The sequence below is a fragment of the Rhodococcus sp. SJ-2 genome (genome assembly GCF_053750035.1).
On sequence record NZ_CM132340.1, the window covers coordinates 589,282 to 613,968 of the forward strand.

Annotated in this window: 23 protein-coding genes and 1 pseudogene; 10 read left to right on the forward strand and 14 right to left on the reverse strand. The window is 65.9% G+C overall.

The genetic code is table 11. The features are described from left to right. The first annotated feature begins 52 nt into the window (after positions 1 to 52). Entirely contained in the window at positions 53 to 469 is a 417-nt protein-coding gene (locus ACSYG9_RS02720; protein WP_454841072.1) for a hypothetical protein, read from the forward strand. Here the strand turns inward: ACSYG9_RS02720 and ACSYG9_RS02725 are convergent. From ACSYG9_RS02725 to ACSYG9_RS02735, 3 genes are read right to left on the reverse strand one after another with little or no spacing between them, the layout of a single operon-like run. Further along, positions 428 to 1,414, reverse strand: coding sequence for a sugar phosphate isomerase/epimerase family protein (locus tag ACSYG9_RS02725; protein ID WP_454841075.1), 987 nt, complete (start codon positions 1,412 to 1,414; stop codon positions 428 to 430). The genes ACSYG9_RS02720 and ACSYG9_RS02725 overlap by 42 nt on opposite strands. Positions 1,415 to 1,424: 10 nt before the next feature. Then, positions 1,425 to 2,702, reverse strand: a complete 1,278-nt coding sequence (locus tag ACSYG9_RS02730) for a hypothetical protein (RefSeq protein ID WP_454841077.1) — start codon at positions 2,700 to 2,702, stop codon at positions 1,425 to 1,427. Further along, entirely contained in the window at positions 2,699 to 3,652 is a 954-nt protein-coding gene (locus ACSYG9_RS02735) for a Ppx/GppA phosphatase family protein (protein WP_440125693.1), read from the reverse strand. Before ACSYG9_RS02735 ends, ACSYG9_RS02730 begins: the two co-directional genes overlap by 4 nt. Before the next feature lie 45 nt (positions 3,653 to 3,697). Here ACSYG9_RS02735 and ACSYG9_RS02740 point away from each other — a divergent pair, with 45 nt between their 5' ends. Continuing rightward, positions 3,698 to 4,498: a hypothetical protein gene (locus ACSYG9_RS02740; RefSeq protein ID WP_454842850.1), complete on the forward strand. Its 801-nt coding sequence runs from the start codon at positions 3,698 to 3,700 to the stop codon at positions 4,496 to 4,498. Between the two features lie 95 nt (positions 4,499 to 4,593). On the opposite strand, the gene ACSYG9_RS02745 is transcribed toward ACSYG9_RS02740, so the two are convergent. From ACSYG9_RS02745 to ACSYG9_RS02755, 3 genes are all read right to left on the reverse strand, one after another. Beyond that, entirely contained in the window at positions 4,594 to 5,283 is a 690-nt protein-coding gene (locus ACSYG9_RS02745; RefSeq protein WP_440125694.1) for a winged helix-turn-helix domain-containing protein, read from the reverse strand. A 64-nt stretch (positions 5,284 to 5,347) separates the two neighbouring features. Further along, positions 5,348 to 6,520 carry an ATP-binding protein gene (locus ACSYG9_RS02750; RefSeq protein ID WP_440125695.1) on the reverse strand — a complete coding sequence of 391 codons (1,173 nt, stop codon included), beginning with the start codon at positions 6,518 to 6,520 and terminating at the stop codon, positions 5,348 to 5,350. A 161-nt stretch (positions 6,521 to 6,681) separates the two neighbouring features. Next, positions 6,682 to 7,437 carry a phosphoglyceromutase gene (locus tag ACSYG9_RS02755; RefSeq protein WP_440127511.1) on the reverse strand — a complete coding sequence of 252 codons (756 nt, stop codon included), beginning with the start codon at positions 7,435 to 7,437 and terminating at the stop codon, positions 6,682 to 6,684. A 140-nt stretch (positions 7,438 to 7,577) separates the two neighbouring features. Between ACSYG9_RS02755 and ACSYG9_RS02760 the strand changes: the two genes are divergently transcribed. Then, positions 7,578 to 9,347: a hydroxysqualene dehydroxylase gene (locus tag ACSYG9_RS02760; protein WP_454842852.1), complete on the forward strand. Its 1,770-nt coding sequence runs from the start codon at positions 7,578 to 7,580 to the stop codon at positions 9,345 to 9,347. Positions 9,348 to 9,501: 154 nt separating this feature from the next. Here ACSYG9_RS02760 and ACSYG9_RS02765 read toward each other — a convergent pair. The 5 genes and pseudogenes from ACSYG9_RS02765 to ACSYG9_RS02785 form a co-directional block, all read right to left on the reverse strand. Then, positions 9,502 to 9,828: pseudogene (locus tag ACSYG9_RS02765) on the reverse strand (transglycosylase family protein); the annotation flags it as partial. 421 nt (positions 9,829 to 10,249) lie between these two features. Beyond that, a complete protein-coding gene (locus tag ACSYG9_RS02770; RefSeq protein ID WP_440125696.1) occupies positions 10,250 to 10,777 on the reverse strand; it encodes a YbjN domain-containing protein in 528 nt (175 codons plus the stop codon). Further along, the gene (mshA, locus tag ACSYG9_RS02775) at positions 10,774 to 12,156 is read right to left on the reverse strand and encodes a D-inositol-3-phosphate glycosyltransferase (protein WP_440125697.1); all 1,383 of its coding nucleotides are present in this window, start codon (positions 12,154 to 12,156) and stop codon (positions 10,774 to 10,776) included. Before mshA ends, ACSYG9_RS02770 begins: the two co-directional genes overlap by 4 nt. Positions 12,157 to 12,161: 5 nt before the next feature. Then, positions 12,162 to 12,989, reverse strand: coding sequence for an alpha/beta fold hydrolase (locus ACSYG9_RS02780; RefSeq protein ID WP_454841080.1), 828 nt, complete (start codon positions 12,987 to 12,989; stop codon positions 12,162 to 12,164). 5 nt (positions 12,990 to 12,994) lie between these two features. Then, positions 12,995 to 14,188 carry an MFS transporter gene (locus ACSYG9_RS02785; protein ID WP_440125699.1) on the reverse strand — a complete coding sequence of 398 codons (1,194 nt, stop codon included), beginning with the start codon at positions 14,186 to 14,188 and terminating at the stop codon, positions 12,995 to 12,997. A 59-nt stretch (positions 14,189 to 14,247) separates the two neighbouring features. Here ACSYG9_RS02785 and ACSYG9_RS02790 point away from each other — a divergent pair, with 59 nt between their 5' ends. From ACSYG9_RS02790 to ACSYG9_RS02805, 4 genes are all read left to right on the forward strand, one after another. Then, positions 14,248 to 15,021 (forward strand): PIG-L deacetylase family protein, encoded by a 774-nt coding sequence (locus ACSYG9_RS02790; protein ID WP_454841082.1) that lies wholly within the window; start codon positions 14,248 to 14,250, stop codon positions 15,019 to 15,021. Positions 15,022 to 15,049: 28 nt separating this feature from the next. Next, on the forward strand, positions 15,050 to 15,514 hold the full coding sequence (locus tag ACSYG9_RS02795) for an SRPBCC family protein (RefSeq protein WP_440125701.1): 465 nt from the start codon (positions 15,050 to 15,052) through the stop codon (positions 15,512 to 15,514). Positions 15,515 to 15,518: 4 nt separating this feature from the next. Continuing rightward, positions 15,519 to 16,550 carry a tocopherol cyclase family protein gene (locus ACSYG9_RS02800; RefSeq protein ID WP_454841083.1) on the forward strand — a complete coding sequence of 344 codons (1,032 nt, stop codon included), beginning with the start codon at positions 15,519 to 15,521 and terminating at the stop codon, positions 16,548 to 16,550. A gap of 87 nt (positions 16,551 to 16,637) precedes the next feature. Continuing rightward, entirely contained in the window at positions 16,638 to 17,348 is a 711-nt protein-coding gene (locus tag ACSYG9_RS02805) for an LppP/LprE family lipoprotein (protein WP_454841085.1), read from the forward strand. Positions 17,349 to 17,366: 18 nt separating this feature from the next. Here ACSYG9_RS02805 and ACSYG9_RS02810 read toward each other — a convergent pair whose 3' ends face one another. Next, complete coding sequence (locus ACSYG9_RS02810) at positions 17,367 to 18,620, reverse strand: ROK family protein (RefSeq protein WP_454841086.1); 1,254 nt, start codon at positions 18,618 to 18,620, stop codon at positions 17,367 to 17,369. A 375-nt stretch (positions 18,621 to 18,995) separates the two neighbouring features. Here ACSYG9_RS02810 and ACSYG9_RS02815 point away from each other — a divergent pair, with 375 nt between their 5' ends. Further along, positions 18,996 to 20,996 carry an APC family permease gene (locus ACSYG9_RS02815; protein ID WP_454842854.1) on the forward strand — a complete coding sequence of 667 codons (2,001 nt, stop codon included), beginning with the start codon at positions 18,996 to 18,998 and terminating at the stop codon, positions 20,994 to 20,996. 4 nt (positions 20,997 to 21,000) lie between these two features. On the opposite strand, the gene ACSYG9_RS02820 is transcribed toward ACSYG9_RS02815, so the two are convergent. Then, on the reverse strand, positions 21,001 to 21,648 hold the full coding sequence (locus ACSYG9_RS02820) for a TetR family transcriptional regulator (protein ID WP_440125705.1): 648 nt from the start codon (positions 21,646 to 21,648) through the stop codon (positions 21,001 to 21,003). Between the two features lie 110 nt (positions 21,649 to 21,758). On the opposite strand from ACSYG9_RS02820, the gene ACSYG9_RS02825 reads away from it, so the two are divergent. Next, positions 21,759 to 22,508: an SDR family NAD(P)-dependent oxidoreductase gene (locus ACSYG9_RS02825; RefSeq protein ID WP_440125706.1), complete on the forward strand. Its 750-nt coding sequence runs from the start codon at positions 21,759 to 21,761 to the stop codon at positions 22,506 to 22,508. Between the two features lie 31 nt (positions 22,509 to 22,539). After that, positions 22,540 to 23,574, forward strand: coding sequence for a DUF2804 domain-containing protein (locus ACSYG9_RS02830; protein WP_454841088.1), 1,035 nt, complete (start codon positions 22,540 to 22,542; stop codon positions 23,572 to 23,574). 2 nt (positions 23,575 to 23,576) lie between these two features. On the opposite strand, the gene ACSYG9_RS02835 is transcribed toward ACSYG9_RS02830, so the two are convergent. Next, entirely contained in the window at positions 23,577 to 24,671 is a 1,095-nt protein-coding gene (locus tag ACSYG9_RS02835; protein ID WP_454841090.1) for a UDP-N-acetylmuramate dehydrogenase, read from the reverse strand. Between the last annotated feature and the right edge of the window lie 16 nt (positions 24,672 to 24,687).

The following is a 24,687-nucleotide window of genomic DNA, read 5'->3' on the forward strand; positions in this document are numbered from 1 at the left end:
CTATCCAGTATTGGATAGTTGTAGTATCCAATACGAAAGGAAGGGGCCTCCCATGCATCCCGTGCTCGTCATCGCCGTCGGGGTCACTCTGCTGACCGTTGCAGGTATCGCCTTCGGGGGAACCTTCCTACTGCGCATCGCGAACGGCGGCGTACCCGTCAACGACCTTCAGAAGTCCTTCTTCCGCGCGGGCCACGCGCACGCCGGAGTCCTCGTGACGCTCGGCACCCTGATCGCCGTCACCACCTACGTCACGGGTGCATCACCGGAATGGGGAGCCGCGGGTTCCATCGCCGTGCTGACCTCCGCGATCCTCATCCCTGCCGGATTCTTCCTCTCGGTGCTCGGCGCGGATCCCACACGTCCGAGCCGGATGATGGCATCGGTGTGGCTCGGCGCCGCGTCACTGACCGTCGGTGTCGTGATCTCAGGTGTCGCGGTTCTCTGCGCCGGGATCGGCGCTCTCTGACACTTCGGAGCTACCCGGTACCCGGGCTGCCTCCGCATGCGGGACTCGAACGACACCTGCCGCACGCGGGTGCTCAGGACCAGGGGCGATCGCGCTCTGCGCGGGGCGGTCGAGATGCTCTCGCGCGAACGAGAGCGCCCGGCCGAGCATCACCGACCGCTCGGACCGGGTCCGCGCGCTCTGCGTACTCACTTCGAGCACGACCTGGCCCGCGTAGTCGCTGCCGGCGAGTTGCCTGCACACGTCGGCGCACGGCTGTTCGCCGTCCCCCGGGATCATGTGTTCGTCCATCGACGACCCTCGGCCGTCTGCGAGGTGGAGGTGATTGAGACCCGCTCCCATCCGGTCTGCGAGCGCGAGCGCATCCATCCCCGCGGTGGCGGTGTGCGACAGGTCGAGCGTGTAGTGATCGAAGCCGGTGTCGGTCGGATCGAGCGACGGGCTGTAGGCCGACACTGCCGGGCCGGGACCACCACGGCGCCGCAGACGATCGGTCCCCCGGTCACGGAACAACACGTCCGCACGCATCGGGTACATGTTCTCGACAGACACAGATACGTGGCTGCCCTGCTCGAGGGTCTTCACCTGATCGACGAATCCTTCGGCGTACCGACGTTGCCAGCGGAAAGGCGGATGTACCACCACGGTCGATGCACCGAGGATCTCGGCCGCTTCGACCGACCGTCCGAGCTTCGCCACCGGATCCGCACCCCAGACCCGTTGAGAGATGAGCAGGCACGGCGCATGCACCGCGAGGACGGGAACTCCGTACTTGCGCACGAGCCTGAGTACCGACCCCGGATCCTGACTTACCGGGTCCGCCCACACCATGAGTTCGACCCCGTCGTAGTCGAGGTCGGCGGCGAACCGGAACGCCGCCTCGGTGTTCTCCGGATACACCGAAGCCGTCGACAACCCGACCGGGATTCGCCGCGCTGTCACCACGACTGCAGCCTCATCCGTTGGGTAGTAGGAACAACAGCGGACCGAATGCCACGAACGCCCCCACCCCGACAGCGATCAACTGGCTGGTGATGTCGTCCGTACGGCGCAGCACCCGCACCAGTGCCACGAGGCCGACGATCACAAGCAATGCCAGACCGAACGCCACCCACGGCATCATGTCCCACAGCTTCTCGAAGCCCTTGAACAACAGACCGCCGACGACGATCGCGGCGATACTCTCGCCGACGAGCAACATCCACTGTTTGGCACTGCTCCCTGACCCGTCGACGACGTCGTCCGAATCGGTGTCGGGCTTGGCCTTGCCGGATGCGCTCTTGCCGGAGGTGCCCTTCGAGGAGGTGCCCGACGCCCGCGCCCCGTCCTTCGCTGCTGTCCCACTACCCGAAGCGGCCTTGCCCGAGGACTTGCTCGGCGCAGCCTTGTTCTTCGACGGGAACTTGCTCTTGGAAGGCGACTTGCCGCCGCCCTCGTCGTTGGCCACGCCGATGGTGGCGGTCTCGTCGCCCTCGTTGTCCGCGCCGGTTCCTTGGAGATCGCTTGCCGGGCCGGAAAGCAGTCGAGGCTCGGGGGTCTCGGATGCACGCGGAGACGGCGATGCCTGCTGGACCACAGGGACGGACCCGGTCACATTGTCCAGGTGCGCCCTGGCTCGACGCGGTAGAGCCTCCGGACGGATGACCTCGGTCGGCGATTCGACCTTGGCGCCATCCGCGATCGTGGCCGGACGGTCCGGCGCGGCGGTCTGCCCGAACTCGGTCTTGCCGACGGCGGGTTTGCGGACCGCCCGCGTGCGGACCACGGGCTCGGCAGCGACCGGCTCGACGACAGCGGGCGTCACCGTCGTCGCGTCCACGTCGGCCACAGTCGAGGTGATCGTCGTCAGCTCGTTGGCAGACGGTGGCGCCGGGGTCGACAACTCCGGTGCCACTACCTTCGGAGTGGCGGGCACGACCGGCTCGACCTGCGGTGTCTCGGGAACGACAGGCTCCACTTTCGGCGTCCTGGGGGTCGCCACCGCAGGCGCCTGCGGACTGCGATCGTCCCCGGCCGGACCGCGCCCGGACTCCGGCGTCGCGATCGGCTGCGCTTCGGTGGCCGGCCGGGTGATCGGTATTTCGCCGGTCAGTTCCGCAACCGAGATGCCACCGGTGGTGCCGCGGCGGCGGCGGCCACCACCGCTGCTGCGTGTACCGACCTTCTTGCCGTTACGCGCGAGCAGTTCCGCTACCGATATCTGTCCGGTATCCGTGCCCTTGCTGTCGGTCACTTGGATGCCACCACCAGTTCCCCGCCCATCTCAGTGTCGAGCTTCCGAAGAATCAAACCCTCACGCAGCGCCCACGGGCAGATCTCCAGGGTCTCCACCCCGAGCGCCCGCATACTTGCTTCGGCCACCAGTGCACCTGCGACGAGTTGCTGGGACCGGTCCGAGCTCACGCCCTCGAGCTCCGCGCGGTCCGAGGTGGTCATCCGCGAGATGAACGCGATCAGCTGCCGCAGACCGCTCGCCGTCAACGTTCGCCGGACATGAATACCCGCCGACGAGGGTGCTGCACCCGTCAATCGTGCCAGTGTACGGAAAGTCTTGGAAGTCGCGACGCAAAGATCGGGGTCGCCTGCACGACGCAGATGTTTCGTCGGCCCCGCGAGTTCGGCGTCGAGCCAGTCGCGTAACGCCGCGATACGGCGCTTGCCGGGAGGATCGTCCCGGAACCAGTCCCGGGTCAGGCGTCCGGCACCCAACTGCAGCGAGTACGCCACATCAGGATCCTCGTCACCACCGAAGGTCAGCTCGAGCGAGCCGCCACCGATATCGAGATTGAGGATGCGACCGGCACTCCATCCGTACCAGCGGCGCACCGCGAGGAACGTCAGTCGGGCCTCGTCGACACCGGACAGCACATCGAGGTTCACCCCGGCCTCGTTCCGGACCCGGGCCAGAACCTCCTCCGAATTTCCGGCGTCGCGGACCGCCGAGGTGGCAAACGCCATGAGTTCCCCGCATCCGGAGGTTGCGGCGATGCCTGCGAACTCCTCTGCCGTCTCCACGAGCCGATCGGCACCGGACATCGTCAGGTTCCCGTCGTCGTCGATGTTCTCGGACAGCCGCAGTGTTGCCTTGGTCGAGCTCATGGGTGTGGGATGGCCGCCACGATGGGCGTCCACCACCAGCAGATGAACGGTGTTGCTTCCGACGTCGAGTACCCCTAGGCGCACATTGATACGGTACTGGGTCTACCGTCAGGGGTTGTGACAGCAGGTATGTCCGGAACTCGGCCCAAGCTCGTTCCGGCCCCAGAAGTTCCCCTCGACTTTCCACGCGAATGGGTCGAGTTCACCGACCCCGACAACGACGAACACATCATCGCTGCAGATATGACTTGGCTGCTCTCCCGGTGGACTTGCGTGTTCGGGACACCCGCATGCCAAGGCATCATCGCCGAGCGACCCGACGACGGATGCTGCTCGCACGGGGCGTTCCTGACCGACAGCGACGACCGGAAGAAGCTGGCCGGCGCCGTGAAGCATCTCACTCCGGACGACTGGCAATTCATGGAGAAGGGCCTCGGGAAGAAGGGCTATCTCGAGGAGGACGAACTCGAGGACGAGCCCGCGCTGCGCACCCGCCGCCACAAGGGCGCGTGCATCTTCCTCAACCGCCCGGGATTCTCAGGCGGCGTGGGCTGCGCGCTGCACAAGATGGCGTTGCGCCGCGGAATCGAACCGCTCGAGATGAAGCCGGACGTGTGCTGGCAGCTCCCCATCCGCCGGACCCAGGACTGGGTCGAACGACCGGACGGCACCGAGATCCTGCGCACCGCGATCACCGAATTCGACCGGCGAGGCTGGGGTGAAGGCGGCCACGATCTGGACTGGTACTGCTCCGGCTCCCCCGATGCACATGTCGGTGCGAAGCCGGTGTGGCAGTCGTACGCACCCGAACTCCGGGAACTGATCGGGAAACCGGCCTACTACGAACTCGCCCGGCTGTGCAAGCGCCGCGAGGGTCTCGGTCTGATCGCGATCCATCCGGCCACCGCGGCCGCCGAGCACCACCGTTGAACCCGCGCGTGGTTTCGATGGATCCCGCTACCGAAACCACGCGCCGGGCGCCTCGAGCATCGGCCCTCCGGCTTGTATCAGCCCTCCAGCTTGTATCAGCCCTCCAGCTTGTAACCCAGCCCCCGCACGGTGACCAGATGCTGTGGCTTCGCGGGATCGGTCTCGATCTTCGAACGCAACCGCTTGACGTGGACATCGAGGGTTTTCGTATCGCCGACGTAGTCGGCTCCCCAGACTCGGTCGATGAGCTGCCCACGAGTCAGTACGCGCCCCGAGTTGCGCAGCAGGTACTCGAGCAGATCGAATTCCTTGAGCGGCAGGGCCACGTCCTCACCGTTGACCTGCACGACGTGCCGGTCGACGTCCATGCGCACCGGACCGGCCGCAAGCACCGCGTCATCCTGCCCGATCTCGACGTCCGGGTCGGCGCCTCGCCGCAGTACCGCACGGATCCGGGCGATGAGCTCCCGCGCCGAGTACGGCTTGGTCACGTAGTCGTCGGCGCCGAGTTCGAGTCCCACGACCTTGTCGATTTCGCTGTCACGCGCGGTCACCATGATGACCGGCACGCCTGAACGGTTTCTCAGCTGCTTGCACACATCGGTACCGCTCATGCCCGGAAGCATCAGGTCGAGGAGGACGATGTCCGCCCCGCCCCGGTCGAACTCTGCCAGCGCGGTGGGCCCGTCCCCCGCGATTGTCGTCTCGAAACCTTCCTTGCGCAGCAGGAATGCGAGCGGATCCGCCAGCGACTCCTCGTCTTCCACGATCAGCACACGCGTCACCGTTGCGTCCTCCGTTGCTTCTCTGTCCTATGCCACCCGATTCCGGGTGCGGTTCCGATCGGACTCACTGCCCGACCGTCGTATCGTGCCGCGTTGCGGCGGGCTCGTCGTCGCCCTTCTCGAAATGGGCGGGGATGAGCAGAGTGAATGTCGAGCCTGTTCCCGGCTTGCTCCACAGCACTATGTCGCCGTGGTGGTTCGCCGCGACGTGTTTGACGATCGCAAGACCGAGGCCGGTACCACCCGTTGCCCGCGACCGCGCCTTGTCGACGCGGAAGAAGCGCTCGAAGACGCGCTCCTGGTCCTGACGCTCGATCCCGATCCCCCGATCGGTGACCGCGATCGCGACACAGCCGTCGCGCAGCGATCTGCTCACCGTCACCGGACTGCCCGGCGGGGAATAGGCGATCGCGTTCTCTATCAGGTTGGTCAGCGCCGTCACCAGCAGGAGGTGATCGCCGAGCATCTGATATCCGTTCGGACGGTCGGTGTTGATCTCGATGTTCGCGTTCTCGGCGGTGAGCCGGGTGCGGTCGAGGGCGTCGTCGATCACCGTGTCGACATCGACCTCTTCGAGGTCCGGGAGCTTTTCGGCGCCCTGCAACCGCGACAACGCGATCAACTCGGTGACCATGTTGCCGAGCCGGGTCGCTTCGCTCTGGACCCGCTGCCCGAAGTGGCGCACGCTCTCCGGGTCGTCGACGGACTCGAGCAGGGCCTCGGCCAGCAACGCCATCGCCCCCACCGGAGTCTTGAGTTCGTGGCTGACATTGGCAACGAAATCCCGGCGGGTGGCTTCCATCCGGACCTGCTCGGAGTCGTCGTACGCGTAGAGCACCACAAAACGCGGATCGTCGTCGAGCAGCTTCGTGGCGACGCAACGCACCGCGACACGGTCGCGTCCGTGCGGGCTCTTCCGGCTGAGGTCGATTTCGACAGTGGTCCCGTCGTCGAGGACCCGGCCTGCGGCGGTCCAGGCGCGTTCGTCCAGAAGCCGCCGGCTCACGAGGCCGAGTTCCTCTGCGCGCGGGTTGTAGAGGATGACGTCGTGGAACTTGTCGACGACCGCGATACCGGTGGAGGCACCGTATACGACGCGGTCCAGCACGGTCGCCATCGTGAGTTCGTCGTCGCTGCCACGGTCGCTACGTCGGCGCGACCACATCACTGAAGCGGCGAGCAGTGCGCCCAGTATTGCGGCGACAACGGCCACCAGGACGATCTGCAGAACATTCACGATTCGAATCGTAATGACACCTGTCCGTGCAGCCACAGGGGGTCGTCAACACTCTCTGCACGTCACAAGCCATTTTTCAACGGTTGGCCCGGTGTTCACCCGAAATTTGCCGAACCCCGCGCGACGAAGAGTCACGCGGGGTCCGGTTTGTCTGTTCACACCTATTTCGCACCCTGGTTCGCGACGGCCGCAGCGCCCGCCGCGGCAGCCTCGGGGTCGAGGTAGGTTCCGCCGGGATTGAGCGGACGCAGATTCTCGTCGAGGTCGTAACGCAGCGGGATACCGGTCGGGATGTTCAGGCCGGCGATGTCGTCGTCGGAGATTCCGTCGAGATGCTTGACCAGGGCCCGCAGCGAGTTTCCGTGCGCGGTGACCAGCACCGTCCTCCCCGCCAGCAGGTCCTTCGAGATGGTCTCTTCCCAATACGGGATCAGCCGGGTCACGACGTCCTTCAGGCACTCGGTCAGCGGCACCTCGTCGACGTCTGCGTAGCGTGGGTCCTGGTCCTGGCTGTACTTCGAACCGGGCTCGATCGCAGGCGGAGGGGTGTCGTAGCTGCGACGCCAGAGCATGAACTGCTCGTCGCCGAACTCGCCCTTGATCTCGGCCTTGTTCTTGCCCTGCAGGGCGCCGTAGTGACGTTCGTTGAGTCGCCAGTCGCGCACCACCGGGATCCAGTGGCGGTCGGCAGCGTCGAGAGCGAAGTTCGCGGTGCTGATCGCACGGCGCAGCAGCGAGGTGTAGAGGACGTCGGGGAGGACGTTCTGCTCTGCGAGCAGGGCGCCTGCGCGCTTGCCCTCGGCCACACCCTTGTCGGTGAGGTGCACGTCCACCCAGCCGGTGAACAGGTTCATCGCGTTCCATTCGCTCTCGCCGTGGCGGAGCAGAACAAGTGTTCCGATACTCATGGCTCCAATCCTGACACGATCGCGTGGGCGATTCCTCCACGGGCGCGTCGAATGTCCGCTATATCTGACAACGCGCGTTGCCATACCTGTCGGGCGCCGCCCGACAGGTGCCACTGCGAACCGGGGGTATCCACTTGACCGAATTCCGCATGACCCGCCGCACCGTCCTGACCGCATTCGGCGCACTCGGCGCTGCGGCCGCCTTGCCCGGGATCGCCGACAGCCGGCCACATGCCGGGATCACACCCCGCTCCCCCGCCCTCCGTTCGACCGGACATCGTGTCGCCGTCCTCGGCGGCGGGATGGCCGGGCTCGCGGCAGCCCACGAACTCATCGAGCGCGGATTCGACGTGACGGTGTTCGAACCGACTGCCCTCGGCGGCAAGGCCCGCAGCATGCCGTCTCCGGGCACCGCGGCAGGCGGGCGTCTCGATCTTCCCGGCGAACACGGATTCCGCTTCTTTCCAGGCTTCTATCAGCACATCCCCGACACGATGCGCCGAATCCCCTTTCCGCACAACCCGAACGGAGTCTTCGACAATCTGGTTGCAGGCCCGGCGTTCCGCATGTCGATCCCAGGAGGACCGGATCTGACGGCACCGAGTGCGATCGACCGGCTCGATGTGTACGACGCCGAGTCGCTGCAGCGTTCACTTGCCGCCGCCTTCTCACTCGGCGGCGCCATCCCACCGCACGAACTGTCCGTCTTCCTCCGGAAGCTCACGATGTTCTTGACCAGCAGCATCGAGCGCCGTGATCACGAATGGGAACATCAGACCTGGTCACAGACACTCGAAGCCGAAGGGAAGTCGAAGGGCTATCACGACATTCTGGTATCGGCACTGACCCGGCAGCTCGTGGCCGCGCGTCCGGACAGGGTCTCCACCCGCACTATCGGCATCATGGGGCAGGCCTTCGTCTGGAATGCGATGGGTGTCGTGCCGACCTACGGACACCTCGATCGCCTACTGTCGGCACCGACGAACGAAGCGTGGATCGACCCGTGGGCCCAGCTGTTGCGAGACCTCGGAGTGAGGTTCGAAATGGGCTGGGCAGCAGAATCGTTCGACATGTCGGGCGGGAAGATCACTGGCGCCCGCGTCGTCGATACGGCAGGAAATCGCGCACAGGTCGACGCCGACTGGTTCGTCGCCGCGATGCCCGTCGAACGCGCCGTTCCGCTGTGGTCGCGCGAGATGCTCGATGCCGAAACACGTTTGGAACTCATGCAGCACCTGACCACCGATTGGATGGTCGGCATCCAGTACTTCATGCGAAGGCCCACTCCGATTGCCGCGGGACACGTCGCGTATCTCGGGACACCGTGGGCGCTCACGTCGATCAGCCAAGCACAATTCTGGCGTGGATCGTTCGCCGACCGGTATGGCGACGGCAACGCGGTCGACTGTCTCTCGGTCGACATCTCCGATTGGGACACCCCCGGAATCCTCTACGGCAAGACCGCGAAGGCATGCACGGGCGAGGAGATCGCTCGCGAGACCTGGGCCCAGATGAAGATGTGTCTCGACGACACCGGCGAACAGAATCTCCGCGAGGAGGATCTCGTGTCGTGGTTCATCGATCCCGGCGTGCGCTGGAATGCGGCGGAAGGCCGCAATGCCAACGACACCCCGCTGCTGATCAACACGGTGGGATCACACGCGAATCGGCCCGATGCCCGTACCGCGATCCCGAATCTGTTCCTGGCGGGCGACTACGTGCGGACCGACATCGACCTGGCCACCATGGAGTCGGCGAACGAATCCGCCCGTGCCGCAGTAGGCGCTCTGCTCGATGCCGCCGACTCCCCTGCGCCGCCACCTGCGATGTTCACGCTGCACGAGCCGCCCGAACTACAGCCGCTGAGACAGATCGACGCCGATCGCTATCGCTCCGGACTGCCACATCTGCTTGCGTGAGCATGCGAAGCGCCTCGGACTCCTGGGCGAGACGAGCGCCCGCCCCCAGCGCCCTGCCTCCAGCGCCCCTCAGAGCACTGTCCCGCGCGTACGGGGTACACGCGGGACAGGCCACAAATCTGCTGGAGCGATCAGATCAGAGGTGATCGGATCAGAGGTACTGACCACAGACCGGCCACGCACCGGCGCCCTGGCCTGCGAGAACGTTCTCGGCAACGCGGATCTGCTCGGCCTTGGAGGCGTTGCTGGCAACACCGCTGCCGCCGTATGCCTCCCAGGTGCTCTGGCTGAACTGGAGACCACCGTAGTAGCCGTTACCGGTGTTGATGGCCCAGTTTCCGCCGCTCTCGCACTGAGCGACGGCATCCCAGTTGCCGGACGCTGCGCTCGCGGTGCCGGTTCCCAGGGCGAAGGGGGTGACGACGAGGGCAGCCGCGGTTGCGACGGTGCCCAGGGTGCGCTTGATGTTGAACTGTGCCATGTCTGGTGAATCCTCTCGGCTGCTTTTTGCGGGACCCGGGACCGAATGTCGGTCGGATATCGATCGCCGGATTATCGGCGACCCGATTTGTCTCGCACTGCCCCTCGGGTATGGGTTGATCCGGATTTCCCGCGGGGCAGATTCAGCGGCTACGGGTCCGGTGTAACGACCTGTTCGTTGTCGGTCGATAACAACGTTAAATGCCAATCACGAAAAGGTCACGGACCGGTTTACTGGCACATTCGTGCAGAAAAAACCTTGATCAACAGGGGTTTCACCAGGTGAGCAAATGGAAGAAGCTGTCTTCCGACATGGAAGCACACGCTCATGTTGTGGGGATCGTCACAATTGGATCCTGTGCAGACCTCTCGAATCGGACAATATAAATGCGTCCGAATCGCGCCGAATCCGAAGTGTGACGTTATTTGCCGGTACTACTCGGCGGTTCGAAATCGGTCCCGGTTTCCTGCTCGATGAGGTGCCGGAACGGTTCGAGATTGCGCAGGGATTCACCGCGGGAGATGCGCCACTCCCATTCGCGCTTGATCGACGTGAGGAAGCCGATCCCGAGAATGATGTTGAAATCGTAGTCGGCGGCTTCGAGGACCTGACCGAGCACTGCGTCCAGCTCCTCCGCGGTGACGGATTGCTCCGAGATCCGGCCGACGAGATAGATGTCGCCGATCTTGTCGAGGGTGTACGCCACCCCGTACAGGCGGCGATTGCGCCGCAGCAGATACTTGTAGACACCCTCGAAGTTCTCGTCGGGCTTGCGGCACACGAACGCCTCGACGCGGAGACCGTGCGTGCCGACCGTGAGCAGTGTGGTGGTCTTGAGCTTGTTCTCACCGGGCAGTTCGACCACGAAGTGGCCGCCCTCCTTCCTCGAGAACTCCAACTCGCGATCGCGCAGTGTCGCCTCGATCAGTTCGCTCAGCCGTTCACTCACGCCTTCACTCCGCTCGTACGACGCAACTTCCACAATCCCCGCTGCCTGCGCAGCGAATACTCGGTCGAACCGGACACCCGGTTCCGACGCATACCCGCGCGCCGGTAGCTCTCGAGCAGGCCCTCCGCGGTGTGTTCCCACGAGAAGTTCTCGGCATGCTTCGGCGCGGCCGCCGCGTATGCGGCGAGCCTGCCCGGGTCGGAAACAAGCGACCCCAGCGCGGCCGCCCAGTCGTCGATACGATGTCCGCGCACGAGCACACCGGTCTCACCGCCCCGCACCGCGACACCGAGTCCGCCTACATCGGCCGCGATGACCGGTGTCCCGCAGGCCTGCGCTTCGATTGCCACGAGCCCGAACGATTCCGAATAGCTTGGCACAGCAACGAGATCCGAGGCCCGGTACACCTGGGCGAGACGTTCGGACGGCTGGGGAGGCATGAACGTCACCTGCGCGGCGATCCCGAGATCACGGGCGAGTTCGATCAGTGAATCCGGTCGTTCGAGCCCGCTTCCCGACGGTCCGCCGACGACGAGCACCCGCAACGGAATGCCGGGCGCATCGGCGATTGCCTGCGCCGCAGCGCGCAGTAGTACATCGGGAGCCTTGAGCGGCTGGATCCGGCCGACGAACGTCACGATCGTCTCTCGAGGATCGAGCCCGAGCTCGGCCCGCGCAACATCCCGTTCGCCCGGACGGTAACGCGACAGATCCGCTCCCGGCGCGACGACGTCGATCCGCGACCGATCAGCACCGTAGATTCGTTCGAGCGCGGCAGCCTCGTCGGTGGTGTTCGCGACCATACGGTCCGACTCGGCGACGACCTGCTGTTCCCCGATCTGGCGCGCGGCGGATTCCGGCTTGTCGCCTGCGGCAAGGGAGGCGTTCTTCACCGCCGCCAACGTGTGTGCGGTGTGGACCAGCGGCACTCCCCAGCGATCGCGGGCAAGCCACCCGACCTGGCCCGACAGCCAGTAATGCGAGTGCACCAGGTCGTAGTAACCCTGGGGGTGGCGGGCTTCCTCCCGCAGGACGCCCGCCGCGAAAGCGCACAACTGCGTGGGCAGATCGTGCTTGTCCAGGCCTTCGAACGGTCCTGCCTCGATATTGCGTACCAGAACGCCGGGAGCGGCATGCTGCACGGCCGGATCGGCCGACGACGTCGCGCGGGTGAAAATCTCCACCTCCACGCCGCGACGCGCCAGCTGGATTGCGGTCTGGAGGACGTACACGTTCATGCCACCGGCGTCGCCTGTGCCGGGCTGCGCCAGCGGCGAGGTGTGGACCGATATCACGGCCACGCGGTGCGGGCGGCTGGGCTGGGACGTCACCCCTCCATACTGCCTTGCGGGTCGTTCCCGCCGGGAATCGACCTCCATGCCGGCTATGCGTCGACCGACTCGGCGAACTCGGTCACCTCGGCCACGAACCGCGCGGGATCCTCGACGAACGGACCGTGATCGACCCCCTCCCAATAGGACGTCGACGCGTTGGGGAGCAACGACTCGGCATGGCGTGCTGCGGAGACATCCACCACCGAATCCGCGGTGCCGTGCAGGAGGAGAACCGGGATGTCGAGGCTGCGGAGCAGATCGTCATTGCTCACGGACCGGTCGAACAGCGCGGCACGCACGTGGGGAGCGGTGCTGAGAGAGGCACCGAACAGCGCCTGAGACACCACGCCCTTTCCTTGGGGCGGTCCGGTCAGTGCGTTCCCGAACGAGCCGAGCGCCGCGATTGCCTCGCGCGGCTTCTCCGACATCGCAGCGGGGATCGCGGCACGCATTGCCGCGCCGACCTTTCCGCCTTTTTCGCCGCGTCCGATGCTCGTGATCGCGCCGACGAGCACCACACCGGACACATTCGCGGAGCCGTGCATCGTGAGGTAGTCGCAGATCACCAGGCCCCCGTAGGACCACCCGAGCAACACCGCATCGTCCGCGTGCTCGGCCTCGAGCACCGCGTGCACGTCTGCTGCCCAGTTCTCTGAGTTGTCGTAGCCCTCGCGCGGAGCCCCGCTGTACCCGTGACCGCGCAGGTCCAGCGCGATGACCCGGAAGCTGCGTGCGAGATCGCCGAGGACTTCCTCGCCCCAGCATCGCGACGACTGCGCCCAGCCGTGCAGGAGAACGAGCGGGCGCGCGGATTCCGGTCCGAACGTGCGGTAGACGATCGGTGTGCCATCGCTGCTGGAGACTTCACGCACTGTCATGGCGGTCACTGTAGCCGCGCGCGCAGGTGGATCCCGGCCGCGCATGCCACCGCGATCAGGCCTGCCACGGCACCGACCCCGTATCCCGCACCTGCATCGACCCGATCGATGACCTGGCCGACGAGGGCCGACCCCGCAGCCACGCCCACACCGAGACCCGCGACAGTCCAGGTGATTGCCTCCGTGAGCCGATCTGACGGAACGATCTGCTGGGTGAGCGAAGTCGCGACGATCATCGTCGGCGAAATCGCCGAGCCCGCGAGAAAGTACAGCACCGCAAGCACGGGTACGGATCCGGCGAGCAGCAGCGGCCACAGCAGCAGTGCGACCAGGGTGGTCGCGATCAGCAGTTGACGGGTCAGCGACGATGTCGTCGCTCGTGCACCGAAGATGATGCCGCTGAGCGCCGAGGCGAAGGCGAACAACGCCACCACGACCGTCGCTGCTCCGGGCGCACCGTGTTCCGCGGTGAACGCGACCCCGACGACGTCGACGACCCCGAAGATCACACCCATCGCGAACATGACGGCGATGAGCGCGACGAGCACCGGCAGCCGTAAGAGGTTGACACTCGGCGTCTCGGCCGTGCGGGACTGCACCGGCGGCTCCGTTCCGCGCAGCCCTGCGAGAACGAACGTGCCCACCAGAAGCAGGATCGCGCCCAGCAAGGGGCCCGCCTCGGGAAACAACGCGATGCTGAGTCCGACGGACAGGACCGGGCCGACGATGAAACACAACTCGTCGATCACCGCTTCGAGTGCGAACGCCGTGCGTAACTGCGGTGTCCCGCCGTAGAGCTGGGTCCAGCGGGAGCGCACCATCGCCCCGATCGTCGGCATCAGACCTGCCGGGATCGCACACAGGAACAGCAGCAGCACAGGCCACTCGAACCGCACACCCAGGAGCATCGTGAGGGTGGCGGCCGCACTGATCGTCGCGGCCGCAGGCAGGACGCGGTACTGACCGAGCCGGTCGACCGACCGCGACACCAGGGGCGTCAGGAGCGCGTACGACAACGCGAATACCGCCGACAGCGCGCCACCGAGCGCGTAGTCGCCGCGCAACTGCGAGAACATCGTGACGATGCCGATCCCGATCATCGCGATCGGCAGGCGCGCTACGAAACCTGCCGCACAGAATGCGATGGAACCCGGCGCAGTGAACAGATCGCGGTAGGAACCGCCCGATTTCTGTGACACCTCTGTGGGATTTCCTCTCTCGGTACCGCGCACGGCCGCGCCGTGCCAGCATGCAGAATATGAGCGTTCTGGTCTGCTTTCACGCGCACCCCGACGACGAGGTCTTCACTACGGGTGGAGTGATGCGACTCGCCGCCGACGCGGGGCACCGCGTGGTCCTCGTCGTCGCGACGGACGGGGCGGCCGGTGAGCACCCCGCGGGGCTGCTGTCTGCGGGTGAATCGCTCGCGGATCGTCGGGTGCGGGAGCTCGAACGATCCGCGGAGGCACTCGGAGTGGCGCGGCTCGTGCAGCTCGGATATCCGGATTCCGGAATGGCGGGGACCCCGGAGAACGGCAACGCGGCGGCCTTCGCGAACGTCGATGTAGGCGAGGCGGCCGCGCGGTTGGCATCGATAATCGAAGCCGAACGCGCCGACTCGGTCACCATCTACGACCCCAACGGCGGCTACGGGCATCCCGATCACATCCAGGTCCACCGTGTCGGGGTTCGGGCAGCGGAATCGACCGGTCACGATGCGGTGTACGAGTCGGCCATGAATCGCGATCACCTGCGGCGGCTGCTGGCGGCGAACCCCGAGGTGACGAGCGAGGCACAACCGCCCGACCTCGACACGTTCGGTCTACCCGAATCGGAACTCACCACCGCCGTCGATGTCACCGGCACCATCGCCGCGAAGGTCGCCGCCATGCGTGCCCACGAGTCTCAGGTCGGCGATTTCGGTCCGATGCTCGCCATGTCCGAAGACCAGTTGAAAGCCGCGTTCGGAATCGAGTGGTTCCGGCGACGCGGCAGCGCCCCGGGCCTGCAGGAGACGTCGCTGCGTTTGTGAACGGTAATCCCCCACGAAAGGCGAATCTGTGGAACAACGAATCACTCTCACGCGATCGATCGCTGCGCCGCCGAGCGCGGTGTGGGCTGTTCTGACCGACCTCGAGTCCGCTCCCGAGACCCTCAGGGGCGTCACCGCCGTCGAACGCGTCGATGGAGGTGGCGAGTACCGGGTCGGAACCCGGTGGCGCGAGACCCGGGTGATGTTCGGCAGGTCCGCGACCGAAGAGATGCAGGTGACCGAGTCCGTGCCCGAGCAACGCACTGTCATCACGGCCGAATCCGGACGCGCGCGCTACCGGACGGTCTTCGAGCTGTCACCCACCGCTACAGGCACGGATCTGACGATGGACTTCTCGGGCGACTCCGGCCCGCTCGGCGCCGCGGCACAACTGGTGATGACGCTCACCGGCCCGCTGGCGAAACGCGCGACGGTCAAAGCTATGCGTCAGGACCTCGAGGACGTCGCTGCCGCCGCGGAACGATCGGTCTAGGCGAGTGCAGCTTCTCCGGCGGTACCGCGAAAGTGGCGCGACCCTCCCGTTCGGCGATCTTCTCACCGCGCACGGCGTTGCCATGGAGGGATACTTCTGGCGATTCACCCAACCCGAGACCGGGCGCGTGGTCATCGCGCTGTGCGGTGTCAACCAGGCATCCGACGGGAACTGGGCGACTCTCGGGCTCGCAGCCCATCCCGGCGGCTTTGTTCGCACCGAGGCGCACCCGGAGGGCACCGCGCATCCGGGCAGGCTCGGTGCGATCGCCGGGACCGCGTTCAGCGGTGGCGCAGAACGTGTCCGGATGGATCTGGGGCGCGACGCGCAGCTCGACGTCCGTATTACCCCGACGCTGCCGTGGCCGCGGCGCCGATTCGGTGGTTCGAGCGTGTTCCAGTCGGTCCCCGCATTGATTCAGTACTGGCATCCGTGGCTGCTCGGCGGGCGCGCGGAAGGGCGCGCCGTTCTCGGCGATGAGGTGTGGGATCTCGGCGGTGCCCAAGTGTACGGCGAGAAGAATTGGGGACGAGGTGGTTTCCCCGACTCCTGGTGGTGGGGGCAAGCGCAGGGATTCGCGGATTCGTCGGCGTGCGTCGCGTTTGCCGGCGGCGAGATCCACACCGGGCCGCTGCGCACGACCGTGACGGCGGTCGTGGTGGTATTGCCCGATGGGCGTGTCGTCCGTCTCGGCAATCCGGTGGTGTCCCCGATCCGCGCCGACGTCACCGACGAATCGTGGTCACTGCGCGGTGGTAACCGATGGTGGCACGTCGAGATCGAGGGGTACTCTCCGATCGGGCGTGCGCACGTGCTGCCGGTACCGCTTCCCTCGGAGCGTCGCAACGTGGCCGGCTCGATCGAGCACCTGGCCGGGACACTGCGCGTGACCGTCCGGGAACGGGGCGCAGTGGTGTGGGAGGACGAATCCGCGCTCGCCGCACTCGAACACGGAGGACTCGAACCGGCGGGGGCCGAACTCCGTCGCCGGAGGTCGAAATCGGACGCAACAGACGCACCTCCCACGCTGCAGTAACGAATTCGTAACTGTCGCTAACAGATACACGCACATCGACGACGATCCACATGAGTCCACGGCCACGTCGGGGAAGGAAGGTGAGACATGACGAACCGCCGGATCAGCACATCGATCGCACTTGTTGCTTCCGCAGCCCTGCTCACCGCATGCGGTGGCAGCGACACCACGACGCTCACAACGACGACTACAACACCGATCACGGCTCCGGCCGACGCCGATGACCTGCAGAAACCGGAGCCAGCCGAGCGAACGACGACTCCCGGAGCGGCGGAGTTCGTCCCGGCGCCCGCACCGGCGGAGGGCACAGCCCGGCCTCAGGCCACACCCGCGCCCGACAACCCCGTCGCTTCACCGGTTCCGGAGGACAGCACCGGCCCGTGCCTGGATCCGGCCTCGTCGGTGGTCTCCGACGCTCTCGCCTCACTCGGAAACACCACGCCGAACGGGGACCCCTGGGTCGCGGGAGCCTCCACCGATGCGGCCGGAGAATGCCCGCAGCTGCTGTGGATGATGGCCGAAACACCCGGCGGAACAGTCAGTTCCCCTTCGCAGGTGCTGTTCTTCCACGACGGCACCTACCTCGGTACCGCCACCTCGGACTTCTACGCCTACACCCGTGTGGTGGGCGCGAACGATTCGACGGTGTCGGTACAGTACCGGTGGCTCGCTCCGCAAGACGCGAATTGCTGTCCATCGGGTGGCCCGGCCGTCATCGACTTCACGTGGGACGGGACACAAGTGGTGATGGAGCAGCCCCTGCCACAGGAGATGCTCGACTCCTACGGTTCGCGGTGACCGACGCCGTCCCGATCCTCATACCGTGACTGGTCGCATGACACCGAGCGGATCGGAGTACAACGAACTGAGCGACACGGCACCGGCGGCATGGGCCTGCACCCTGTTTCCGAACCCGGTGATGTGAACATTCTTGTGTGGCAACGACGATGCGCGCTCGAGCGCTCTCACCACATACGTGATTCCCTCGGGATACTCCGTGAAGGCCTGCCCACCGAGAACGACGCGATCGGGGTTGAACAGGTCGCGCAGAAGCGCCACGGTCCGTCCGAGCGTGGATGCGCGGTCGGCGAGAATGGCGCGTGCCGTATCCGACCCTGCTCGCGCCACTTCGTACAGTGCCCGCATCGACCGGTCGCCAGGTGTGAGCACTCCTTCGAGGTGGGCACGCTCCAGCACTGCCCGATCACTGATCGTCGCTTCGAGGCATCCGGTGCCACCGCAGGTGCACCGCGCCGACGAACCGGTGGGCAAGTGCGAGATCGACCCTGGCCCGGTCGCCGGCGTATGGACCTTGCCGTCGAATGTGATGGCGACACCCGCTGTTTCCCGTGCATAGATGTAGAGGTGGGCACCTGCCGTGCCACCGGAAGTCTTGTTCGGGGTCAGCAGCAGTTCCGCTGCCGCCATCGCTTCGACGTGGGCCGCCACCGACACCGGCAGGTGCAGACCACTGCTCACCGCCTCGCCGACTCGGGCCTGCGACCAGCCGAGGCGCGGATGGTCGACGAGTCCGGCTGCGGAGTCGACGCGACCGCCGATCGCGACACCCGCCCACAGCGCAGTGCGGCGGTGCCATCGGGAGACGAAGGCCTTGGCACTTGCCGTGATCGAGGCGAGTGCGAGGCTCTGCTCTCCGCTCGGGGTGGGGATCTCCACAGCACTGATGATTCGGCCGCGCAGGTCGGTGGCGACGATCCCGGTGACGACTGCGCCGATGTGGATTCCGACGGTGAGGAACCGGTCGTGCTCGACCTCCACCGGAATCCGCGGACGACCGACGGCACCGGATTCGGTGAGGTCGGCGCGTTCGCGCAGCAGACCGGCCGCGAGTAGAGCGCTCACCTGCCGGTTCACTGTGGCGATGCTCAGGCCGGTTGCCTTGGCGATCACGTCGCGGGAGACGGGACCGCGGTCGGCCGCGACACGGAACACCGATCCTGCGGCGCCGTCGGCGATACGCAGATCCGGAACGACGATCCGCGCACGCGTGGCGGCCGGGGCGAGCGAAAATCGGGAGAAATCCGGACGGGACAGGGTGGGAGCTGACACGTGTTTTCCTTGGAAACTCGGTCCCGGGCATCTCGACGCGAGCGTGACGCTCGAACGTGAATGATCTGACCCGGAGATGGCACGATTCGGACATCGACGCGCCTGACCTCGACGTGCACAGCGCACGCAACTGAAGGATCCCGGACCGGAGCCCCGAATCGGCGCGGATCTACCTACCGCAGAGGCGACAACAGAGTTCGCGCGCCAGGGGAAGCCGGGAGCCCAGAGCGGCGGTCACGTAAGTGACACGCAGAGCGGAAACTCGACCGGACGACATGCCACGAAGGTTATGTCACGGTTCGGATTGTCCACAAGCCGAAGGGAAATAGGCCCGTGACGGGCACCGCTGACGCCGGGAAGGACTATGCTTTGCTGGTGTCTCGTGCACCGTCCGCGGTGAAATCGCTGCTGCTCGGCAAACCGTTCCGCAGCGACGCGCTCGACCATATGTTGCTCACGAAACGCATCGCACTTCCCGTGTTCGCGTCCGACGCATTGTCGTCGGTTGCGTATGCACCCGAAGAGATTTTTCTCGTACTGTCTGTTGCCGGCCTGTCCGCCTACGCGTTCACCCCGTGGATCGGAGTCCTCGTCGCCGTCGTTCTCGCGGTGGTGGTCGCGAGCTACCGGCAGAACGTCCACGCGTATCCGTCCGGGGGTGGAGACTACGAAGTGGCGACGAAGAACCTCGGTGCCACTGCGGGCTTGACCGTCGGCAGTGCCCTGCTCGTCGATTATGTGCTCACCGTCGCCGTGTCGATCTCCGCTGCAGCATCGAACGTCGGGTCTGCGGTGCCGTTCGTGGCACACCACAAGGTGTTGTTCGCCGTGGGCGCCGTCGTGATCCTCACCGCCGTCAACCTCCGCGGACTGAGGGAGGCGGGGATCGCGTTCGCCGCACCGACATACGCATTCATGATCTCGATCATCGTGATGCTCGGCTGGGGGCTGACACAGATCTACGTCCTCGGCCGCGATCTTCGTGCCGAATCGTCGTCTTTCGAACTCGTCGCCGAGCACTCCCCCGCGACGGCACTCGCTTTCACGTTCTTGATCGCACGGGCGTTCTCGTCGGGATGTGCGGCGCTTACCGGCGTCGAGGCGATCAGCAACGGGGTGCCTGCCTTCCGGAAACCGAAATCCCGCAACGCCGCGACAACGCTTCTCATGCTGGGCGGGCTCGCGATCACCCTGCTCCTGGGGATCATCGTGCTCGCCGAGAGGATCGGAGCGGTGATCGCCGAGGATCCTGCCACCCAGTTGCGGGGCGCTCCGGAGAACTACCATCAGAAGACGCTGATCGTGCAGATGGCGGAGACCGTCTTCTCCGGCTTCCCGCCCGCCTACTATCTGATCACCGCACTGACCGCCTTGATCCTGGTGCTTGCGGCAAACACCGCGTTCAACGGCTTCCCTGTGCTCGGCGCGATTCTGGCTCGAGACCGCTACATGCCGCACCAGCTTCACACCCGCGGCGATCGGCTCGCGCTCAGCAACGGCATCCTCTTCCTCGCAGCTTCGGCGTGCGCGTTCATCGGGGTCTTCCACGCCGAGGTCACCCACCTGATCCAGCTCTACATCGTCGGGGTGTTCGTCTCGTTCACATTGAGCCAGACGGGGATGGTCAAGCACTGGACACGGCAGCTTTCGGCAGAAACCGACTCCCGTGTGCGAGCGCGAATAAGGCGATCACGCGTAGTGAACCGGGTGGGTGCGGCACTGACCGCCTCCGTCCTCGTGATCGTGCTGATCACGAAGTTCCTCGCAGGCGCATGGATCGCTATCGTGGCGATGACAGCGGTCTTCGCCACGATGAAGGCAATCCGTCGCCACTATGACAGCGTCGCAATGGAACTCTGGCCGGTCGAGTGGGACGATGTCCTGCCGAGCCGGACGTATTCGATCGTCCTCGTCTCGAGCCTCCACGCACCCACCCTCCGCGCTCTGGCCTATGCGCGTGCGACCCGGCCGGACACCCTCGAAGCCGTCACGGTCGACGTCGATACCGACGACACCAGGGCGCTGGTGCAGGCGTGGGATCGCAGTGACGTCACCGTCCCGCTGAAAGTGATCGATTCCCCCTATCGGGAGATCACCCGCCCCGTTCTCGACTACGTGCGGCGCATCAGGCGGTCGTCACCGCGTGATGTCGTGACAGTGTTCATCCCCGAGTACGTCGTCGGGCATTGGTGGGAGCAGATCCTGCACAACCAGAGCGCGCTGCGCCTCAAGAGCCGGCTGTTGTTCCAGCGCGGTGTGATGGTGACAAGCGTGCCGTGGCAATTGCGCTCCTCCGCACACATGAGAGAGCACGACGCGCGGCCAGTTCCTGGCGCGATGCGCCGCGGAACAGGCACCGGCGACTGCCTCGGATGAGCGCTCAGCGCACCTCGCGGGCCGCCTGTGTTTCCTCGGACAGAGGTGCCACGAGCACGGCCTCCCACGCGTCGACCAGCGCCGACAGCTCAGCGTACGTGGGGGGCCTGCCTACGGCGTCGCACCGCGACAGGGCTCGAACGATGCTTTCGTAGACGAGATCGAGACGCTGCTCGGCCACATCGGCCGGCAGGTGCCCGGCCGATGTTCTCAACGTGTTGTCGGCGAGGTAGCCGTTCGATGTCGCCATCGCGGCGGCCACGTGCTCGGCCAGCCGCCCTTCGTCGAGCAGCCGGTAGAGCATCGCAACATAGTGATTGTTGCGGCCGAGCGTGTTCGCGAGCGGTTCTGCAACCGCCCACAGGGCGTCTCGGGTGGACAGTGCGTGCCTGTCCTGAAGGAATCGCCGAACGAGCGCGCCACGCTCGGCATCGACCGCGGGGAACCGATGGTCGGCCACCGCGTCCAGCAATCCGTCCTTCGTACCGAAGTAGTAACCGATGACCGACGAATTGTGCTGGCCTGCAGCCTTCCGTATATCGGCGAGAGTGACCCCGTCATATCCGCGCCGCGCAAACAGCTTCTCCGCGGTTTCGATCAGACGGATGCGAGTCCGCTCTCCCGAGCTGTAGCGCCCGCGACTCGTCGTCATAGCAGACGACGTTAGTGTCGGTTACGACGATCCGCATGGCAAGCATGCTGCTCGGAGCTGTCGGAGAATCGGCCGGGCACGCTTGCACCACCCGCACTACGATTCGGCGTATGACCATTACTGCCGAGTCCCGCATTGCCGTCGTCACCGGAGCTTCCTCCGGCATCGGAGAAGCCGCCGCGCGCACCCTCGCGGCGCAGGGCTATCACGTGGTGGTCGGCGCGCGACGCCTCGATCGTCTGCAGAAGCTGGCCGACGAAATCGGAGGCACGGCCCTCGAACTGGATGTCACGGACGAGGACTCCGTCGAAGCATTCACGACGGTACTGCCGCGCGTGGACGTGCTGGTCAACAACGCCGGTGGTGCGAAGGGCCTCGCCACGGTCCTCGACGCTGTCGAGGACGACTGGCGATGGATGTGGGAAACCAATGTCATCGGCACCCTGCGCATCACCAAGGCTCTGCTTCCCAAGCTCATCGATTCGGGTGACGGACTGATCGTCACGATCACGTCGGTCGCCGCATTCGAGGCGTACGACAACGGCTCCGGATACACAACGGCCAAGCATGCGCAGGCGGTCCTGCACCGCACGCTGCGCGGGGAACTGCTCGGCAAGCCCGTCCGCCTGACGGAGATCGCGCCCGGTGCCGTCGAGACGGAGTTCTCGCTGGTTCGCTTCGAGGGCGATCAGGAGCGTGCCGACAAGGTCTACGAGGGCATCACGCCGCTCGTCGCGGAGGACATCGCGGAGATCATCGGATTCGTCGCGTCGCGGCCGTCGCATGTGAACCTCGATCAGATCATCGTCAGGCCCCGAGATCAGGCAAGTGCGGGACGGTTCAACCGCACCGCCGACTGACGGTCGTCTCGCGGCAGTAGTCTCGCGAGGTATGCAGCAACAACGCCTGTCTCCCGGTCCCCTGCTCGACGAGAACGGCATCCTCGCAGAAGCCGGCTGGGCGACGAGCGAAGTCCGTGCGTACGAGCGGAAGCGTGTCGCGGCCTCGAAGCTGCGGATCAAGGAATGGGACTACTACTGCGTCCTGTCCGATGGTGACGCGGGCCCATACGGCATCGCGCTGACCGTCGCCGACAACGGATACGTCGGTCTGCTCGGTATCAGCTGGCTCGATCTGGCGGGCCGCACGGAGGTGACCGAGAACAAGCTCGTCCCGTTTCCCCTCGGACGCATGGGCATGCCGGGCAGCGCCGATACCGGAGACGTCGTGATCCACCGCGGCGCGATGCGGATCGAGTACCGGAACGAGGGGCAGGCGCGGCGCCTGATCGTCGATCATCCGGGCTTCGACGGTGGCCGCGGGTTGTCCGGTGAGCTGCTGCTGTCACAGCCACCGATGGACCGGATGGCGATCGCCACTCCGTTCCCACGCGCACCGAAGGCCTTCTACTACAACCAGAAGATCAACTGCCTGCCTGCGTGGGGGTCGATCAGGGTCGACCACGTGACCCACGAGTTCGACGCTACGAGCGCATTCGGGGTTTTCGACTGGGGGCGCGGGGTGTGGACCTACGACAACACCTGGTATTGGGGTTCGGCATCCGGGGTCGTCGATGCCGCCCCGTTCGGATTCAACATCGGCTACGGCTTCGGCGACACCACGGCGGCGTCCGAGAACATGGTGTTCCACGACGGAGTCGCCCACAAGCTCGACCGCGTGCATTTCCATCGCCCTGCCGACACCTACGACGGCGCACCGTGGCGGTTCACGAGCAGCGACAACCGCTTCGAGATGGAATTCGATCCCATCCTCGACCGCGCCGCAGACGTCAATGCCGTCGCCATCCGCTCGACACAGCACCAGGTGTTCGGCCGCTACACCGGATTCGTACTGCTCGATGACGGCACCCGCATCGAGGTCGAGAACCTCCTCGGGTTCGCCGAAGAGGTCCGCAACCGCTGGTGAGGTCAGATCACGCAGTTGACGGTCACGGGTTCCGGGTGCAGCCGCACGCCGAACACATCCTCGACACCGTCGCGCACCTCGCGGGCGAGGGTCACAAGATCCGCGGTGGTCGCTGTTCCTCGATTGGTCAACGCCAGCGTGTGCTTCGTCGACAAGCGCGCAGCCGCCTCGCTCCCCGGGAAGCCCTTCACGAACCCGGCGCGTTCGATGAGCCATCCCGCCGACAGTTTCGTTCCCCCCACCGCGTCGTACCGTGGAATTCGAACGTCCATGCCGACGTGCTCGGTGATCGCCGCGAGAACCCCCGGCAACCGGTCGTCGGGGACGATCGGATTGGTGAAGAACGAACCTGCACTCCACGTGTCGTGGTCGTCGGGATCGAGCACCATGCCCTTGCCCCGACGCAGCGCGAGCACCCGGTCACGCACCTGTGCGGCGGGAAGTCGGTCCCCTTCGTCGGCGCCGAGCGACGCCGCCAGTTCGCGGTAGCCGAGGGCAGCGCTGGATCCGTCGGAACGCACCTCGAGTTCGACTTCGAGGACGAGCGCCTCATCGGAATGTTTGAGGATGCTCGTTCGGTACCCGAGCCCGAGAGCCTCCGGACCGACCCACTCGGCGTCGCCGCTGCACCGGTCCAGGAGTCTCACGCGCCGCAGCACGGACCCGACCTCGACGCCGTACGCCCCGACGTTCTGCACGGGGGTCGCGCCGGCGGAGCCCGGGATGCCGGACAAGCATTCGAGACCCCCGAGTCCGGCCGCGACGGTGCGTGCCACGACGTCGTCCCATACCGCTCCCGCCTCGGCGCGGACCGTTCCGCTCCCGAGGTCGACACGTGGGTTCGAGATCTTGACGACCACGCCGTCGAATCCGCCGTCACCGATCACCAGATTCGACCCGCCCGCGAGAACGAGGACCGGGATCTTCTCGGCGTCGAGACAGCGCATCACGTCGATCAACGTGTCGGTCGAGGTGCAGTCGGCGAGGTAGCGGGCGGGCCCGCCGAGCCGCAATGTCGTCAGCGTCGACAGAGGCACGGATTCGGTGACTGCAGCTCCCGCGTCGACGAGCCGGGCCCTGATACGTGGATCAAGCACCTGCAAACGGTAGCGT